Here is a 16,570-nt window from a genome sequence, read left to right on the forward strand (position 1 = left end):
CCCCCCCATCGCGACGCGCATCCGACAGACGCTCCCCTGCCCCCGAATGCGCCATCGCATAACGCCTCCGCAAAGAAGGCACGGAGACGTTATGCGGCGGAAGGCCGAAGCCCCCACTCTTTGCGCTCTTGTCGCTTCGAAGAAGAAACCGACCGGCGCAGACCCGTTTCCGCCGCCCAAGCGCGCCACGCCCTCGTGCGCGCCATCGCCCCGCTCTGGGTGAGCGCGAACCCGGCTATGCGCGCCAAGCGGTGGAGCCGATCTCGCCCAAGACGAAACGCTCGCCGTCATAGCCGATGCGCGTGACGCTTGTGTTGGGTATCTTCACCGGATCGTTCACGCGCGCAGGATCGATGAGGTACACGAGCGTGCGCACAACGAAGGAATGCGTCACCACGAGCACGTTGCCGCCGCCCCGCTCGAGCGCATCGCGCCCCGTGTTGCGAAGGAAGCCCCCGAGCCGGGCCTCGATGGCGTCGAAGCGCTCGGCGCGACCCGAAGAATCGGCATCTGCGATGACGTCGGCCACCTCGGGCAATCGGCGATTGTGCTCCTCGAACGACAGCGAAGCGCCGAAGCCGGCGTCGAGCACGGCGTGCAGAAGCTCCCCCGGCTCGCCCTCCAGATCTCCGTAGCACCATTCACGCAAGCGCGGATCGGACATGGCCGAAAGCCTCGCGTGCAACCCCTCGCCTCGAGCCTGGGCACGGGCTTCGAGCAGCGTCGACGCCGTCTGCACGGCCCGACCGCTATCGCTTGAGAACGCAGCGACAAACTCCACCTCGGCCAAACCCCTGCCAAGCGCCTCCGCGCTCGCCACGCCCTCCGGCGTAAGGGGCGTGTCGCACCAGCCCTGCACCTTGCCCATGACGTTGAACAGGGTCTGCCCATGGCGCACCACGTAGAACGTCACGGGAGCGTCGTCCGTCGAACCCGGAGCTGCCGAAAAGGCGAGCGGAGCAGCTGCCGCGGACGGGACCGGCGGTGCCAGCGAGGCCGCCGGGGAACGCTCGACGGACATGGAGGACCCGCCGAGCTTCGCCACGCCAGCAATCGGTCCGCACGCCTGCTCCGCCTTGCCCCTCATGGCAGCTTGCACACGTCGACCCACGTGCAGGGCTCGGCGCAACGGGCAAGCTCATCGGGCGAAAGCCGCACCGCGCTCGAAGCGCTGCCAGCCGCCGGATACACCACGTCGAAGCGCCGCAGCGATTCGTCGAGGCACACCTCCACGCCATCGTTCACGGCGAACGGGCACACCCCGCCCACGCCGTGGCCGACGAGCGGCTCGGCCTCCTCAGCTTTGAGCATCCTCGCCTTGCAGCCGAAGCGTGCCTTGAACTTGGGGTTGTCGATGCGCGCATCGCCCGCCGCCACCACGAGGACGACCCGATCACCCACGTGAAACGACAGCGTCTTCGCAATGTGCGCCGGATCGCACCCCATGGCCCGGGCCGCCAGATCCACCGTCGCGCTCGACGTCTCGAACTCGAGCACGCGATCCTCCATGCCCAACGCGCGCAGGTGCGCTCTCACTCCGTCGATGGCCATAGCCGCCCACCCCGCTTTCCCGATGCATATCGTCCTTGCGCCTCAGTATAGCGCACGGATCAAAGGCGGGAGGCACCCACAAGCGCAAGGGCGCGCCGCGCCCCGGCCGAACGACGCACGCCGCGCGACCGCCCTTCCCGCATCGCGCTACGCCAAGTCTCCCGCAGCCTTCACCTTCACACGGTTCGTATGGCCCGGATAGTACGCCAACGGCACATCCTCCGCATCAACGACCTCCACGGTATCGCGCACGGCGCCCGCCCCCACGGCGGCGTCCACGGCCGCAGCGCGCGCGATGGCCAGCGCCTCGTCGCGCGGCGTAACGTCGTAGTCCACGAGCGCCTCGTACACCCCGCTCACCTTCGAGATGGCCGAACCGATGGCGTTCGCGCAGCCCGCGCGCTCGGGACGCTCCACGCTGGCCGTGCCCGCCAAATCGCGCGGCAGCACGATGGCGCCGCCGCCTACGAGCACCACGTCGATGGGATCGCTCGACACCTTCATCGCGTCGACGGCATCCTCCACGAGAGCCCTGATGACGGCCATTGCCCGCTCGGCCACGTCCTGGGGGATGTCGGCCACAAGCGCGGGATCGCCCACTTCGGCCATGCCGAGGCGCACGGCGACGTCGGTGGCCGTCATCACGTCGCCGCCGAACACGAGCGCTTTGCTTGCTATCTCGTAACCCACCGAGTCGGGGCCCACGGTGACGCCGCCGTCGTCGGCCACGCGCACGATGGAGCCGCCGCCCAGGCCGATGGACACCACGTCGGGCATGCGGAAGTTCGTGCGCACGCCGCCGATAGTCACTGCCACGCCGCTCTCGCGTGGGAAGCCGTGCGTCAGAACGCCCAGGTCGGTGGTCGTGCCGCCCACATCGATGACGATGGCGTCGGACTTGCGCGTGAGGTAGCTCGCACCGCGGATGGAGTTCGTCGGCCCGCACGCGATGGTGAGGATGGGATAGCGGCGCGCGTGTTCCATGGTCATGAGCGTGCCGTCGTTCTGCGACAGGTACACCTCGGCGTTCGCCACGCCCTTGTCGGCCAGGCTCTGCGCGAAGCCCTCCGTGAACCGGCGCGCCACATCGTACAGCGCCGCGTTCAGGATAGTGGCGTTCTCGCGCTCGATCAGGCCCATCGAGCCGATCTCGCTCGAGATGGACACATGCGCGCCCTCGCCCAGCACCTCGCGCGCGATCGCGGCGGCGGCCAGCTCGTCGTCGTTGCGCACTGTGGAGAACACGCATGAGATGGCCACGGCCTCCGCACGCCCGCGCACGCCTTCGAAGAACGCGCGGCATGCGGCCTCGTCGAACGACGCCAAGCGCTTGCCGTCGTACTCGAAGCCGCCCTCTATGACGGCGGAGCCCACGCACACCGCCGCGATGTCGGCGTCCCAGTCCACCATCGGCGGAATGCCCACCGACGCCGGCGCGCCGATGCGCAGAACGGCTATGGGCGCGAGGCCCTTGCGCTCCACGATGGCGTTCGTGCACTGGGTGGTGCCGAGCATCGCCTGCCCGATGAGCGCGCGATCGACCCCGCTCTGCTCAAGCACGGCGTCCACCGCGCCCATGATGCCCGTGTAGATGTCGCCGGACGTGGGGTTCTTCACGGCGGCCACCACGCAACGGGCCTCGTCGATCAGTACGGCATCCGTGTTCGTCCCGCCCACGTCGATACCCAGTTTGTACATTTACGCTCCCTTCCGCACGCAGCGCTCTTCAACGGGGATGTAGTCGGCGTCGATGCCGAAGTAGCGCGGCCCCACCAGCTCGAGACCCGCCGGCGTGCGCCACATGTCGAAGCACTCGAGGCCCACCGCCAGCACGCGCTTGCCGTACTTGAGCGCGTCGGTGGGCACGGGCGTGAACGTGTCGGGATCCACGAGGCAGATGAGGTCGGGAACCGTGGCCACGATCTCGCCGTCCACCGTGCAGCTGAGGTTCTCGTTCTGGAACTCCACGGCTGCCCGGCTACCGCGATCCTCGCCGATGCCCTCCAGCACCACCTTGCCGAAGTTAAATGCCCCGCGCGTCTCGCGCAGCACGTCGACGATCTTGCCCTTGAACAGCTTGTGCCCGCCCGTGAACTGCAGGAAGTACTCCTCGGGCGAAAGACCAGCCGCTGCCGCCTCGTCCTTGGCCAGGCGGATGGCGCGCCCGATCTCCTCGGAACGCGTCACGATGCCATGCACGCCGTAGTTCTTGCACGTGGCGGCATCCATGCAAAAGAGCGCGATGGTCAGCGTGCCGCCGCAGGTCATGGTGGCTGCGCGGGCGATGTCCTCGGTCCACTTGTTCGTAACGGTGTCGAGGATGCCCGAGTTGCCCTTCTCGTCGATGAACGCCATGGGGGTGGCCGACGCTCCGCCGATGGTGAACGTGACCATCTGCAGCTCGGGGAACGCCCGCCCCATGCCGTCGGCATCCACCATCGGGATGCCGAGACGCGCGGCCGCCGCGATGGGCAGCATGGAGTTCACGCCGCCGGCCTCCATGGGCATGGTGGCGTACACGGGCTTGCCGTAGTAGCGCGACACCATGTCGAACAGCTTGGCGAACTCGTTTGCGCCCACGCCCTTCTCGGCGAGGATGGTCGGCGCGCCCATGGACGCCGCCGGCATGATGAACGCGCCCTCGGGCACCTCCTCGGCGCTGATGAGGTCCACCTCGCCGCATTCCTTCACCGCGCCGATGGCCGTGAGCTTGCCGATGTAGGGGTCGCCGCCCCCGCCTGCGCCGAGGAGCGCCGCGCCCAGCGCGATGTCCTCGATCTCTTGGATGCCGATCTTCCTCATGCCCGTCCTTCCCGTATGCCATCCGCCGCGCCGTGCGCGACTTCGTTCGCTTCGGCAGTCTCTTTTGCTGCGAACACGCCGCTTGCCGCATCCGAGCGACGCGCGTCGCCCACGGCGCGCGCGTCGTGCGCAGCGCGCGTGTCATCCGCATCATCCGCGTCGTGCGCAACGCCGTCTATGATAGCCGATTGCGCGCCCGTAGGCCGGCTGAACACGATGCGTCCGGCGAAGAGCTCGCCGTCCCGACGAAAAGCGCCGCATCGAGCGCCGTCGCGCCGAGTTTCCTTTTCCCCAGCTTGCGCCCAGATCGCCCGCACGCGAGGGAAGGGGCAGATTCCCGTTGCGTGCAAGCCCAACGCTCTTTTTTGGCCACAGATTCCCGCTCTGGCGCAAAAACACGCCGCCGGCTTCCCGCACGCCTGCTAAAGCCCAGGTCGGTTTCTTCATGTTTCCTTCGCCGGGCCTTCGAGCGGACAAAACCGTGCCAGAACGGGAATCCATGTCCATTTCGGTATGTTTTCGCAACACGCAAGGCGGCGCAAGCGCGCATTCACCGACTCGCCGCTCCCAAATCGAACTTTCGCGCACGATGCCGATGCGCCTGCTATCATCGGAGGGTGCCCGGCACAGGGTGCGGGCAGACCAGACGAATGGAAGGCGCTCATGGACATCGAACTGCACTGCAAGGAAACCGGTGACGGAGAGCCCCTTGTCCTGCTGCACGGCAACGGCGAGGACGGCACCTACTTCGCGCACCAGATCGCGCGCTTCTCGCAGCGCTTCCGCGTATTGGCGCTCGACACGCGCGGACATGGGCAATCGCCGCGCGGGGAAGCGCCCTTCACCATCCGGCAGTTCGCCCGCGACCTGCTGGCGTTCTTGGACGCGCGCGGCATCGAGCGCGCGCACCTGCTCGGGTTCTCCGACGGCGGCAACGTCGCGCTCGTGTTCGCGCTCGCCCATCCTGAACGCGTGGGAAAGCTCGTCCTCAACGGCGCGAACCTGAACGCCCGCGGCGTGAAGCGCTCCGTGCAGGTTCCCATTGAGCTGGGCTATCGCATAGCACGCCTGTTCGCCGGCCTCAGCGCAAAGGCCCGCGCGAACGCCGAGATGCTGGGCCTTATGGTGAACGACCCGAACGTCGCGCCCGAGGAGCTGGCTGTGCTCACCGCGCCCACGCTCGTCATCGCGGGCGAAAACGACATGATCCGCGAGGACCACACCCGCCTCATCGCCGAGAGCATCCCGAACGCGCGCCTTGCGCTCGTCCCTGGCGACCATTTCGTCGCCGCCAAGAACCCTGAAGCCTTCAATCGCGAAGTCGAGCGCTTCCTGCTGGAAGCGTAAGGCGCACATGCGGGCGCAAGGCGGTGCCCAAACCCGCCCGTCCGCTCGGCCGCTATTCCGGGGTGCGCCACTCGCACGGATCGGGCGCCGCAAGGCCTCGCACACCCATGACGATCATCTCGATGCCGTTTTGGAACGACTCTTCCGAATAGGCAGCACGAACCACCCGCTCCCATGTGGGAAGGTCGTCGTCGACGCCATCAAGCGAGATGGCGCGGCGCATCCGCTCCGTTGCGATGGCGTTGGAGTCGAACCCCGTCAAAAACGCATCGACCATGGCCCACGCCTTGGCCAGCACGTCTTCGGGAATGCCCTGGGAAAGATGCAGTCCCACGATCTTGCGCGTGTGCGCGGCCAGCCCGCGATACGACGCACTCGAATCGAGATCGATATCGTACATGTTGGGGTGAGCGCAGAACTCGCGATGGATTGACGTCATCGTGCGCCGCATCGTATCGTCCCAGCGCTCACCGGGGACCGGATCGGTGTCCATAGTCTCCATGAAGCGCTCGAGCACTGCGGCAAGCACCTCCTCGCGCGATGAAAAATGCGCGTAGAACGCCATGGCCGACACTCCCAGCTCTGCCCCGAGCGCGCGCATCGAGAACGCGCGCATGCCATCCCGATCTATCATACGATAGGCGGCTTCGACGATGATCTCTTTGGTTAACGAACGTTTCGCCAGAGGGTTCGATTCGTTTTTCACTCGGGGCGTCTTTCTTTGCAACGGCTCGCTTTCATCCCCGCCAGTATACGCGCATCCGAAAGGCTCATCGAGCCGACCCCTTTCCGCCACACGAAAACCAGCGAGCACGATGCGAGAACCGCAAAGGCGCCCGATCGCATGAACGGAAGTAGGCATCCACGCGCATCGAGTGCGACGCGCGTGCAGAGCGCTCCTTTCGGAAGCCCCCTCGAGCGACATGTCCTCGGCGCACGGCATGCGTACGGCAAAAGCCCACATCGCAGATTCAAGCCAGCAGCCTTGCGCACCAACAGCGTGCACGCGCAGGGCACGTCCTAATTCCCGGGGTTATGCGGCCAATCGTGGCAATGAAGGCACTGGTTGTCGGTGATTTCCTTGTCGCGCGCATGGCAGTTGATACACGAGCTGTATCCGCCATGGACGGAGTCATGCGGGTTGCTGGGCCCGTAGGAAGAGGTGACCTCGGCCAACGCCTCGTAAGAGCCGCCATGGCAGCTCAGGCACTGCTCGTCGGACACGTAAGAGCCCGCGCCGTCGCCAACGGTCCGAGCGGCTGACGCCTGCGAACCGCCGGAAGCCGAATCGGCGGCACGCGGCGCGCATGCCGCAAGCCCCAAAGCCACGCACAGCACGAGCGCGGCAGCGACCAGAAAGCCAGCCGCAGATCGTCTCACGTTCGCCATGGCTTATGCTCCTCCCACAACATGCTCGGCGGCAACGTAGCCGAACGTGACAGCGCGTCCAATGGACGTTCCCGGAATATGGCGCGGATAGTTGCCCGCGAAGAAATTGCCCGACGTGTTGCCGACTGCGTAGAGACCCTCTATGACGACGTCGTTGACATCGAGCACACGGCACGACCCGTCAATGGTAAGGCCGCCCGCTGTGGCCAAGATGCAGCTATTCGTGGTCAGCGCGAAGAAACGCGCGCCGGTGAGGGGCTTGGCGGCATTCAAGTCTCGTCCGAAGTCCTCGTCCACACCGGCCCTGAAGAAGCCGTTGTAGCGCTCGACGGTGTCGGCGAGGCCTTGCGGGTCGACACCGCACGACTTCGCAAGCTCCTCGGGCGAGGAACCTTCGAACAGCCAGCCCTTGCCCTTGAACTCTTCAACGGCGTCCTCCATGCCTTCGAACATGGTCTCGTCGAACACCTCCCAGCAGTTCTTCCCGTAGCCGGGCTGGGCGTTCTGCGCGTTGGACACGCTCTGGAACGGAAGGTCCTCGCGCACGAAGCGCTTGCCGTCGCCGTTCACCATGATGGCGAAGGAGATGGCGTTCCAAGCGCGCGCGTCGTAGAACGAATCGGGGCTGCCCCAACGGAAGTTCATGACCGGCTGCGGACAGGGATCCATCTGCGCGCCCACCTTGATGCCCATGAGATGGCCGTCGCCCGTCGTTCCCCAACCGGGGTTCCACCAACTCGACGTGGCGTAGTCCTCAGGACGCGTCCATGCCTCCATCAACCCAGGGTTCGCATCATAGCCACCCGTTGCCAAGATGACGCCCTTGCCAGCATTTATCCGCACGTACCCATCGCCGTTTTTCGCGATGACGCCGCTCACGCGTCCGTCGCCCTCGCGGACGAGCTGCACGCCGGGCGTGTTGAAGCGCAGATCGAGGTTGTCGTAGCCTTTCGCCACTTCCTGCATCTCGAGACACACGTAGATGCCCGAGTAGCCGGAGCGCACGCCTGCGTCGGGCGGCAGCGACGGGCTGTCGTAGAATCCGAGCTCTGTATCGATAATCGGGGTCGTCGCTGGCATACCGCAGGTGGACGGCGCCTGCTCCACTTTGGAGATAACGAATCCGTTCGAGCCTTTGTCCAACATGGCCTGCCAGAAGTCCGTGGCCTCGCCCGAACGGTCGACGTAGGTGCGGATAGGCTCGGGGCGCACGCGCCAGTAGGCGCTGCGGTACATCTCGTCGAGCAGCGCCACTTTGTCGATGACGCTTCCCTCCTGGCACTTCGCGTTCACGGCGCCGAAGCACTCGAAGCAACCGCGGCCCTTCGACATCTTCTCGATGCAGACGGCCCTCGCGCCCTCCTCGGCAGCCTTGAGACTGGCCATCAAGCCGGCGATACCAGCGCCGACCACAACAACGTCGCACTCCTCGGTAGAAACGATCTCGCTTGCCGAGATGTCGCGGTCTTCGAACCCGATCGGGCCGCGCGGACCCGGACATGCCGCCTTCTTCACCGGCACGAGGTTCGTGTCGCAAGCGAGCCGACGGTACTGATCCACCTGGTCGCTTGTCGCTGCTGGCGCGCCCTCGTTGGCAAGCGCCACGCCCGCTGTGCCGAGCGCACCCAGCGCGCTGGCCGACAAGCCGGCCATACCAACCCCTTTCAGGAACGAACGACGCGATACGTCGATTGCCCCCATGGCTCCCCCCTTTTTTCGCAGCCTTCCCGAATCGGCGCCTCCGGGACGGTGGCGTCGTGACCGAACGCGCCGCTCGCGAGCGGCGCGTTCGCAGCACACGGCCCCTGCGGAACCTCACGGAATGGGCATATCTTTACGGTGTAAACTTAGAATAGCTCATTATATTTACATTGTAAAGATAGAAGAGTCAAGGAGGTTTGCGAACCAGAAGGGCGCAAGGATGCGGAGCGGGCACGAGGCGAACGGAGGGGGCGAGCACGAGGCGGGCACGGAACGGGCATGGGGCGAACGTGCTTGGACGGCCCTGCGCAATTGTCGGCAGGCTTGGGGGACGAGCACGAGGCGGGCATGGGGTAAACGGGGACGGACGCGAGTGGGGAATGGGGCGGACGCGGAGCGGGAATGAGGCGAACGAGGAATGGACGCGAAGTGGGCACGGGGCGGGCGAACGCCCGAAGCGCATCGGCTGCCTGGATTTCCCCAGCGGCGAGCGAATGTTTCACATGAAACATTTGTTCTTGCCGACCGTTCGACTTGCTGACGTCGACGAGCGTTCCAGACGAGGGGGCAAACGACGGTTTCTGACAACGGGTCCGCAAGCTGCCCTGCAAACGAAGAGCATCAAACACCCCTGTCGCGGGGCGCGAGGCGCCGAAAACCCATCTCCGTATTCGAAGCGCACATTCGCGCATCGCCCTTTAACAGCGCAGTGTCGGCATCGCGCCGCTCCGACAAAGCCGACAATCCGCACAGCGAGCTCGCCGTGCCCGCTACCTCCGCTCGCCCGAAAGCGTCTGCTCGACGATGCTCTCCATCATGTCGGCGGTGAGCATGCCCGAGACGTAGCCGAACACGTTGCCGTCCTTGTCGATCATGAACGTGGTGGGAAACGACATGATGCCGTATGCGCCGAAGAGCTGGGTCGAGGTGTCCATGAGCACGGGATAGGTGATGCCCTGCTCGTCGATGAACGCCTTCACCTCGTCCACGCTCACATCGCTGTTCTGCGGATGCTCGGGCGTCTTGGGATTGGCCACGCCCAGCACCACGAGATCGCCCTCGTTCTTGCCGCGATCATTGTACAGCGCCTCGATGTCGGGAATCTCGCGCTGACACGGTCCGCACCAGGTGGCCCAGAAGTTGAGGAAGACCGTCTTGCCCCTGTAGTCGGACAGCTTGTGCTCCACGCCGTTTTGGTCGACCAACGTGAGGTCGGCGAGCGGAGCCGGCGTCGCGTCAGAATCGGGTTCGCCGGAAGAACCCGATTCGGCATCGGAAGATGCGGCCTCCTGGCCCTCATCGGCTTTCGCGGCCCCGCCATCCGCGGCCTCGCCGCCCCCGGCGCCCGCGCCCGCCGGCTGCTCCTGCGCAGCCGGCGCCGCGCCGAACGACGACAGGTAGCTCGTCACGCCGTTCATCCATCCCGTCACGGTCATGAGCCCCATGACGATGAGCAGCGCGCCGCCCACCTTCACCGTGTACTTCACCACGTTGCCGTGCGTGCGGAAGAACCGCAGGACCTCACCTGTGAACAACCCCACCGCCAGAAACGGCAGCACGAACCCGAGCGTGTACACGCCCACGAGCGCGTACCCCGCCCAAGCAGAGGCGCTCGACGACGCCATGAGCAGCACGCTCGCCAGCACCGGCCCCACGCACGGCGTCCACGCGAAGCTGAACGTGAAGCCGAGCACCAGCGCCACGAGCGGGTTCATCGCGAAGCGGTCGAGCCGGAACGGCAGCCGCCGCTCGGTCTCCACCGCGCGCGCCTTGCCGAACGCCCCCAGCATGTACAGGCCAAACAGCACCATGATGACGCCCGCCACCACCGAGAACGCGCGCTGGTTGCCCGTGAAGAACTGGCCGAGCGTCGTGAAGCCAAAGCCCAGCAAGAAGAACGCGAAGCTCACGCCGACGACGAAGAACGCGGTGTTCACGAGCACCTTCGCGCGCGGATACTCGATGGTGCCGTCATCGCGCACCTTCGCCGTGCCGCCGGCGAGATAACCCACGTACAGCGGTATGAGCGGGAGCACGCACGGCGAGAAGAAGCTCAAAAGCCCCTGCGCGAACACCGTGAGAGCAGAAACGCTCGTCTCGAGGGAAAAACCCATGCGATCTCCTTATCCGTTGTCGAGCGTCGAGCCACCGCACCTACCGCTTGAGGCTCGATAGAATGCCGGCGCGCTTCGGGGGGTCGGGCAAGCGGATGAGCCGCGGCTCGAAATCGAACAGCTCCTCGGTGCTCACCGTCGAGTCCACCTCGAGGCAGTCTTTGAGGCATGCGTCCGCGCACAGGTTGCACTGCACGCAGTCAGCTGTCGAAAACTCCAGGTAGCTGCCCACGCCGTCTTCAGGCGCGACCTCGCTTTTCCTCAGGGCGCCCGTCGGGCAGAACACCGTGCACATGCCGCACGCCGAGCAGCGCTCGGCATCGATGCGCACGCTGCCGAACAGGCGCGTGTCGATCTCGGGCACCACAGAGGGGCCCAGCGCGTCCATCGCATCGAGCACGCGCATGCGCCTCTGAGGGTTGAACTGGGGAAGGGTCCCCGCATCCGACATGCGCAGCCGATCGCGCAGCGTCGGAGCCCCGGCGCCTTCGTTTTTGAACATCATCACCTCGGCCGCCGTACCTGCCGCGTTCTTGGCACGCGAGCGCGCGCTCGCGAAGAACCCGCGGCGCGATTCGCCCAGAAGCGTGCGCCGATCCTCCAACAGCACGTTCTCGGGGAACGTCGACGCGCGCCTTACGCGGACATCCGAACCCTGCGCCGCGATGAGGTCGTTGGCCGAGGCCACCACCGCATCGATGCCGGAGACGTTCGCACGGAACTTGCACGTGGCGCACGTGCCGTCCACCAGCACGATGTCGCGCACGTCGCGCGCGGCCAAACCCAGAAGCACGCTCTCCTCCATGCGCGCAAGGCACGGCACCTCGGCGTACTTCGTCGGATCGCCCACGTGCTTCGACGCGATGCGCGCGCACGCGAACACAGCCGTGCCGCCGGCAGCCGCCACGCCGGCAGCCACCGCAGACGCCAAGTCGTCGTCGAGCGGCTGCAGGGGGATGAGCGCTTCGGTGGGACACGCCGTGGTGCAGGCTCCGCAGGCCACGCACGCCTCGGCGTCGAGGGAAAGCACGTTGTCGGCGGCGAACACCGCGCCCGTCGGGCACGCCTCCGAGCACTTCGCGCACGATGCATGGCGGTTGCGCACCACGACGCAGCGGTCGGACGCAAGGTACACCGCCTTCGTCTCAAGCGCTTCGGCCACCTCCACGATGTCGATGAGATTCGGCATCCAAGAACCTCCTCACTTCTCGAGGAACGACTCCTCGAGGGCATGCAGCTCCTCGGGCGTGTTGGCGTTGATGAAGCATCCCCCCATGGGCTCGGCCTCCAGCACGCGATCCTGCGTGAACTCGAGCACATCCACCTCGCCGAAAAACGACTGGGCGCGCTTCTCGCCCCGATCGACGGCCGCGCGCACGGCAGGCAGGCAGCTAGCTCGACGGTAGAGCGCATGGAAGGGCTCGAAGCCGTGCTTGTTCACCGGGACCACCACGTCGGCGCCGGATTCGTTCATGGCCAGCGCTTCGGCCACCACCAGCGACGCGGACGCGAACACCATGTCGCAAGCCACGACGGCCACGAAGGGATTGCGCGCGGACTCGAGCGCGGTGCACAACCCCGGCAGCGCCCCCCGCACGTCGTACACGTCGCGCACAAGCTGGATGCGAAGTTGCGGGAACTCCGCATGGAGAAACGCCAGGTTCTCGGGTTCGTTCGTGGTGATGACCAGATCGTCCGCCGCAGGAGCCAAGCGCTCGACGATCCGGCAGATGAGGGGTCGGCCCGCGAACGGCACCGTCGCCTTGCTCCGACCCATGCGGCGGCTCTCGCCGCCGGCCTGGATGACCACCGTCACGCGCGGGCGCACATAATGTTCCTCGACGAAGCCCGCAAGGCCCGCTACGTCGTCGAAGCCGAAGGCCGGCACGCCGTAAATCGCCGCCGCCTCGAGCGCCACGTCGATGTCGGTGACCACGGCCACCGTGTTCGCGGTGGGCAGCTTGTTGGAGATGTCGGCGTGGTCGGGGTGCTGGGTTTTGAAATGCTCGCCCGACGCACGGCCAGCCGCTTCGCGCGAATCGACCTCGGCGCGCCGCAGCGCCTCGCGCGCCTCGTCGTCGGCGTGCGGCACCGCTCCACGCGTGAACTGCGTGAAGTCCGTACCGAGCGGCCAGCCGCACCGCGCGCCCTCGGCGAACACCTCGGCCACCCTCGCATCGGCCTCGTTTCCCGCGCGCATGATCTCGACGGTGGGCAGCCCGCTTTTTCGATAGCCCTCGACCACCACGATGTCGTGTCCCGGCATGCCACGCACGATGTCGGCGCACTCCAGCTCGCCCTCCACCGTCTTGACGCACGCCATCTGCCCCGGCGCCGCGATCACCGTCTCGCTCGCCCCCGCCGCCCGATGACGGTACGAGTCCTTGCCGGGGATGTCGATGTCGAATCCCACGTGGCTGTGGTGCTTCACGCTGCCCACGTCGTGCCCGCGACGCACGAGCTCCGCGATGAGCCGCTCGATGAGCGTCGTCTTGCCTGAGTTGTGCCGACCCACGATGGACAGGGCCGGACTGGGAATGTTGATCATGCGCACCTCGCCCTCGTCTGTTCGGCGCCCAGTATAGCAGAAGCCGCCTCGCCGCTCGCTGCGGCAAGACGACGGAACGACGAGGCGGCAAGCGCAACGCACGCAAACACACCGAGAAGGACGGAAGGGGCGAAGAGCGAAGGCGTAAGCCACGCCCCCGCGCCACCGTCGCACAGCCCACTGGTCCGCCCCCGCCTCCCTTGCGTCACCGCACCTCCCCGTGGGCCGGTGCGAGCCGCGAGCCGCCCCAGCAGCCCCGTACAGCTCACCGAAAAAAGATGTTGATATTTCATGGAGGGCGATGCTATACTGTGTCTCGCTTTACACAAGCTTGACCCTTTCGTGAAGAAAAGGGTTCTGTTTTTTGGAGGGGGCAGGACCCTTCTTCTTGCTCACGGGACGGCAACGTCCCGTTTTTCGTCTCCGGGCGAAATTCCGAACGAAGCGGATGCGCGGTCGTAGACGGGCACGGCACGCCAAAGATCGCGAAAAGGGGCGTGCGGCCGCAAAACCCAACCGAACGCCCAAGAACGCCTCCGAAAAGGTTGCCACCCTGGCAGCCGACGCTCCGCTTGCCACGCTGCGAGATCGAGCGCATCGTCAAGAAACGCCCGATCCGCCTCCACAACTCCCACGACGATGTCAGCGAGCACGCGGTAGAACCCCGTCTGCACGATGCGGCGCACGTTGGCGGCGAACGCGGGCACCCAGTTCAGCACGTGCTCGTCGAGAAACGCCCGGCGAGCCTCCAGCATCTGAGCGCGCACGTCCTCGTCCCCCGCCTCGAGCGCATCGACCGCCCGATCCCCCAGAAGCTGCATGAACTCCAGCTCGAACGCCAAATGGCCCTCGGGCTCGCACACCTCGTCCGTCGAGAAACGCAGCACCCGCTTCGACGAGCGACCACGCCCCCTTCGCGGGGTCGGCCACCACGAAATTGCCGTCGTCGTCCAAGGGCGGCTCGCAGCCCTCGTCCTGGCAGGCCGTCTGCAGCGCCGCGCGCTCTTCCTCGCTCGGCTCGTACGCAAGCGCGCCGTACCGCTCGAGCGGCGCGCGCAGCTCCACCGGGCCGTACACCAACCGGTTGCTGCGAAGCACCTCCCCCATCAACTCGTCGAGCCCGGAGGCAGTGCGCGGAACCCGGCACGCCTCCATCGTCCCCATCAGCACCTTCTGGTTGCCTGGAGCGGCCTTGAACGCCTCCTCCAAGTGCCTTTCACGCTCAAGTACTTGTTGCAGCTGGGATTGTACAGCGCCTAGATGCCCGACAACCCCTTCGCGCACAGGCCGCCGCGACTGATGGGGCTTTCCGGGTTGCCCTCCAGCCGGACGACGCGCCCGTTGCGACTGTGGCCTTCACGAACCCCCGCCTCGACACGTTGAGCGCACTCATACACATCGCCTTCCTCTCGTCTCCTCGTGACCCCTCGCGCCAACGCGCTTGCAGCGAGCATGTCGCAAGGGGCCTTCACGAGAGGGATTGTGCGCGATGCGAGGCGACCCGGCCATCGCCTGAGAGGCGTGAGCCTCGAAGATTCGTGCGTAAGCTTGAGCAGAGCGCCTCTTCGCCCCGGCCGTCGCCGAAACCCTCCCCGTCAGCGGTCAAGGTGCTCGGTGGCGACGGAGAGCTCCTGACGGGTGGGCACCCCCGTTTTGGCGTAAATGCTGCGGATATGGGCTTTGGCGATGTTGTCCGAGATCACAAGCGCTTCGCTGATCGACTTCGCATCGTGTCCGCGCAGCATGAGGTCGAACGCCTCGCATTCCCGGGAGGTGAGGTTATGGTCGGCGGCGAACTCCTCGGAGGAAAGGCATCGCTGACCGCTCCCTCCGGGCACGCGGGAAGAGCGCGGCTCTTCGCCCGCATCGGCAGGCATCCCCCCCCTTCGGACGAAGGGTTGGAAAGGCCGCCTCGCCCAACACGACAGCTCGGCAAGGCCAGTATCTCCCCGGAAAGCCAGCTCACGTTCGTGATCGTGCGCACATCGCTCTCGCGAAAGATGAGCATGGACACGGCCACGAGAAGAAACGCCAGAACCAAGCCGATCACGAACGACCGCGAGCCCTCCAATCCGAACGAGGGATAGCGCTGCCCACCACGAGCCCCATCAGAGAACCCAAGGCGAAGACGGAGCGGCCCCACCCGAACACCTGAACCGAGCTCCAGTAGTCGCTGCGCGCCAAATGCGTCAGCAGGCACCACGCGAACAGCGAGAACAGGCTTTACACGAGCATGAACGGATAGTACGCCACGCCGAAATCGAACGACTTGGGCAGGTTGCTCACCAACACCAAAGGCGAAGCTAGCGAGGATGACGAGGGATGCCCCCATCGCGCCGCCCGCAAACGAGGCCTCGGCATCCTGCAAGGCGAACGCCCCCTTCGACAAGTTGGCCATGAAGGTGAGCAGGAACGCCACCGCAAGAAAACGGACGAACGCCGACGCGGCCGCCTTGCGAATCGAAGGATCGAGGTCGATCCTTTGGCGGCACGGGCGCTTGCGAAGGCTCTCGGCGTCGTCGAAGTCGAACGGCGTCATAAGCGAGGTGGCCAACGGCAGCAACGCTGCCACCGACAGCACTATGGTGGGAACGGTTCCCACAACGAAGAAGAAACGAGCCCGGATACCACTTCGGAAAGCGCCGTGTTCGTCACGGTGACCGCCGGACGAGAGGACACGTATATTTGGCTGGCGCGGACGGTGATGAAGGCGGTGCCGATGCCGGTGAGAAGCGCTCCCGCCACGAACAGCACGTCCCCTCCTCCGGAAAACGCGAACGCGCCAACGTACTCCATCAGCATGCCCGGGGACGAGACGGCATCTGCAGCGCACATGACCCTTTTGCGCGAGAGAAGATCGGAGGTCCTTTCATGGAAAAGCGCCAGGAGCACGGCGACCGCCGCAAAAGCGACGGTCGACCATGCATACATGGTGAAGGAGCGGTACGCGGCTTGTCCCTGGGCGAGGTGCCCCCAAATCGGCGTCGTGTACACCACGAAGATCCACGAACGCCAGTAACTCGCCGCCGGCCACGCTCTCATATGCTCCCCCTTGACCTCGCGACGACGGATGCGCATCCCGCAGCAAGCCCGCCTCGCTGCCGACGCCTCGCATTGC

At 66.0% G+C, this 16,570-nt stretch carries 14 protein-coding genes and 1 pseudogene; 1 reads left to right on the forward strand and 14 read right to left on the reverse strand.

Annotation, left to right across the window (positions count from 1 at the left end; genetic code table 11):
- Positions 1–235: 235 nt before the first annotated feature.
- From B5F40_RS01210 to B5F40_RS01225, 4 genes are all read right to left on the reverse strand, one after another.
- The gene (locus B5F40_RS01210; RefSeq protein ID WP_239442837.1) at positions 236–1,087 is read right to left on the reverse strand and encodes a histidine phosphatase family protein; all 852 of its coding nucleotides are present in this window, start codon (positions 1,085–1,087) and stop codon (positions 236–238) included.
- On the reverse strand, positions 1,084–1,551 hold the full coding sequence (locus B5F40_RS01215; protein ID WP_087192565.1) for a YbaK/EbsC family protein: 468 nt from the start codon (positions 1,549–1,551) through the stop codon (positions 1,084–1,086). The genes B5F40_RS01210 and B5F40_RS01215 overlap by 4 nt, the downstream gene beginning before the upstream one ends.
- A 147-nt stretch (positions 1,552–1,698) precedes the next feature.
- The gene (locus B5F40_RS01220) at positions 1,699–3,249 is read right to left on the reverse strand and encodes a hydantoinase/oxoprolinase family protein (protein ID WP_087192566.1); all 1,551 of its coding nucleotides are present in this window, start codon (positions 3,247–3,249) and stop codon (positions 1,699–1,701) included.
- On the reverse strand, positions 3,250–4,353 hold the full coding sequence (locus B5F40_RS01225; protein WP_087192567.1) for a DUF917 domain-containing protein: 1,104 nt from the start codon (positions 4,351–4,353) through the stop codon (positions 3,250–3,252).
- 663 nt (positions 4,354–5,016) lie between these two features.
- Between B5F40_RS01225 and B5F40_RS01235 the strand changes: the two genes are divergently transcribed.
- The gene (locus B5F40_RS01235) at positions 5,017–5,700 is read left to right on the forward strand and encodes an alpha/beta fold hydrolase (RefSeq protein ID WP_087192569.1); all 684 of its coding nucleotides are present in this window, start codon (positions 5,017–5,019) and stop codon (positions 5,698–5,700) included.
- Positions 5,701–5,752: 52 nt separating this feature from the next.
- Here the strand turns inward: B5F40_RS01235 and B5F40_RS01240 are convergent, their stop codons facing one another.
- From B5F40_RS01240 to B5F40_RS16510, 10 genes and pseudogenes are all read right to left on the reverse strand, one after another.
- Positions 5,753–6,406: a TetR/AcrR family transcriptional regulator gene (locus B5F40_RS01240; RefSeq protein ID WP_239442838.1), complete on the reverse strand. Its 654-nt coding sequence runs from the start codon at positions 6,404–6,406 to the stop codon at positions 5,753–5,755.
- A 314-nt stretch (positions 6,407–6,720) separates the two neighbouring features.
- Entirely contained in the window at positions 6,721–7,089 is a 369-nt protein-coding gene (locus B5F40_RS01245) for a cytochrome c3 family protein (RefSeq protein WP_087192570.1), read from the reverse strand.
- Positions 7,090–7,092: 3 nt separating this feature from the next.
- Positions 7,093–8,790 (reverse strand): FAD-dependent oxidoreductase, encoded by a 1,698-nt coding sequence (locus tag B5F40_RS01250; RefSeq protein ID WP_087192571.1) that lies wholly within the window; start codon positions 8,788–8,790, stop codon positions 7,093–7,095.
- 770 nt (positions 8,791–9,560) lie between these two features.
- The gene (locus tag B5F40_RS01255; RefSeq protein WP_087192572.1) at positions 9,561–10,904 is read right to left on the reverse strand and encodes a cytochrome c biogenesis protein/redoxin; all 1,344 of its coding nucleotides are present in this window, start codon (positions 10,902–10,904) and stop codon (positions 9,561–9,563) included.
- 40 nt (positions 10,905–10,944) lie between these two features.
- Entirely contained in the window at positions 10,945–12,093 is a 1,149-nt protein-coding gene (locus B5F40_RS01260) for a 4Fe-4S binding protein (RefSeq protein ID WP_087192573.1), read from the reverse strand.
- A gap of 12 nt (positions 12,094–12,105) precedes the next feature.
- Positions 12,106–13,452 (reverse strand): molybdopterin-guanine dinucleotide biosynthesis protein B, encoded by a 1,347-nt coding sequence (gene mobB, locus B5F40_RS01265; RefSeq protein WP_087192730.1) that lies wholly within the window; start codon positions 13,450–13,452, stop codon positions 12,106–12,108.
- Between the two features lie 392 nt (positions 13,453–13,844).
- Positions 13,845–14,339 (reverse strand): TorD/DmsD family molecular chaperone, encoded by a 495-nt coding sequence (locus B5F40_RS01270; RefSeq protein WP_239442839.1) that lies wholly within the window; start codon positions 14,337–14,339, stop codon positions 13,845–13,847.
- 384 nt (positions 14,340–14,723) lie between these two features.
- Positions 14,724–14,840 (reverse strand): annotated as a pseudogene (locus B5F40_RS16900) (hypothetical protein); the annotation flags it as partial.
- A gap of 207 nt (positions 14,841–15,047) precedes the next feature.
- Entirely contained in the window at positions 15,048–15,329 is a 282-nt protein-coding gene (locus B5F40_RS16505) for a helix-turn-helix domain-containing protein (protein ID WP_239442840.1), read from the reverse strand.
- 703 nt (positions 15,330–16,032) lie between these two features.
- Complete coding sequence (locus B5F40_RS16510) at positions 16,033–16,494, reverse strand: hypothetical protein (RefSeq protein ID WP_239442841.1); 462 nt, start codon at positions 16,492–16,494, stop codon at positions 16,033–16,035.
- Positions 16,495–16,570 lie beyond the last annotated feature (76 nt).

The organism is Gordonibacter sp. An230 (assembly GCF_002159915.1).
In the GTDB taxonomy this organism is placed as follows: Bacteria; Actinomycetota; Coriobacteriia; order Coriobacteriales; family Eggerthellaceae; genus Rubneribacter.

Excerpts from the sequence above, each read along its gene's own strand:
- B5F40_RS01210 (WP_239442837.1), bottom strand. The coding sequence starts at position 1,087 with ATGAGGGGCAAGGCGGAGCAGGCGTGCGGACCGATTGCTGGCGTGGCG.
- B5F40_RS01215 (WP_087192565.1), bottom strand. The coding sequence starts at position 1,551 with ATGGCCATCGACGGAGTGAGAGCGCACCTGCGCGCGTTGGGCATGGAG.
- B5F40_RS01220 (WP_087192566.1), bottom strand. The coding sequence starts at position 3,249 with ATGTACAAACTGGGTATCGACGTGGGCGGGACGAACACGGATGCCGTA.
- B5F40_RS01225 (WP_087192567.1), bottom strand. The coding sequence starts at position 4,353 with ATGAGGAAGATCGGCATCCAAGAGATCGAGGACATCGCGCTGGGCGCG.
- B5F40_RS01235 (WP_087192569.1), top strand. The coding sequence starts at position 5,017 with ATGGACATCGAACTGCACTGCAAGGAAACCGGTGACGGAGAGCCCCTT.
- B5F40_RS01245 (WP_087192570.1), bottom strand. The coding sequence starts at position 7,089 with ATGGCGAACGTGAGACGATCTGCGGCTGGCTTTCTGGTCGCTGCCGCG.
- B5F40_RS01250 (WP_087192571.1), bottom strand. The coding sequence starts at position 8,790 with ATGGGGGCAATCGACGTATCGCGTCGTTCGTTCCTGAAAGGGGTTGGT.
- B5F40_RS01255 (WP_087192572.1), bottom strand. The coding sequence starts at position 10,904 with ATGGGTTTTTCCCTCGAGACGAGCGTTTCTGCTCTCACGGTGTTCGCG.
- B5F40_RS01260 (WP_087192573.1), bottom strand. The coding sequence starts at position 12,093 with ATGCCGAATCTCATCGACATCGTGGAGGTGGCCGAAGCGCTTGAGACG.
- mobB (WP_087192730.1), bottom strand. The coding sequence starts at position 13,452 with ATGATCAACATTCCCAGTCCGGCCCTGTCCATCGTGGGTCGGCACAAC.
- B5F40_RS16505 (WP_239442840.1), bottom strand. The coding sequence starts at position 15,329 with ATGCCTGCCGATGCGGGCGAAGAGCCGCGCTCTTCCCGCGTGCCCGGA.
- B5F40_RS16510 (WP_239442841.1), bottom strand. The coding sequence starts at position 16,494 with ATGAGAGCGTGGCCGGCGGCGAGTTACTGGCGTTCGTGGATCTTCGTG.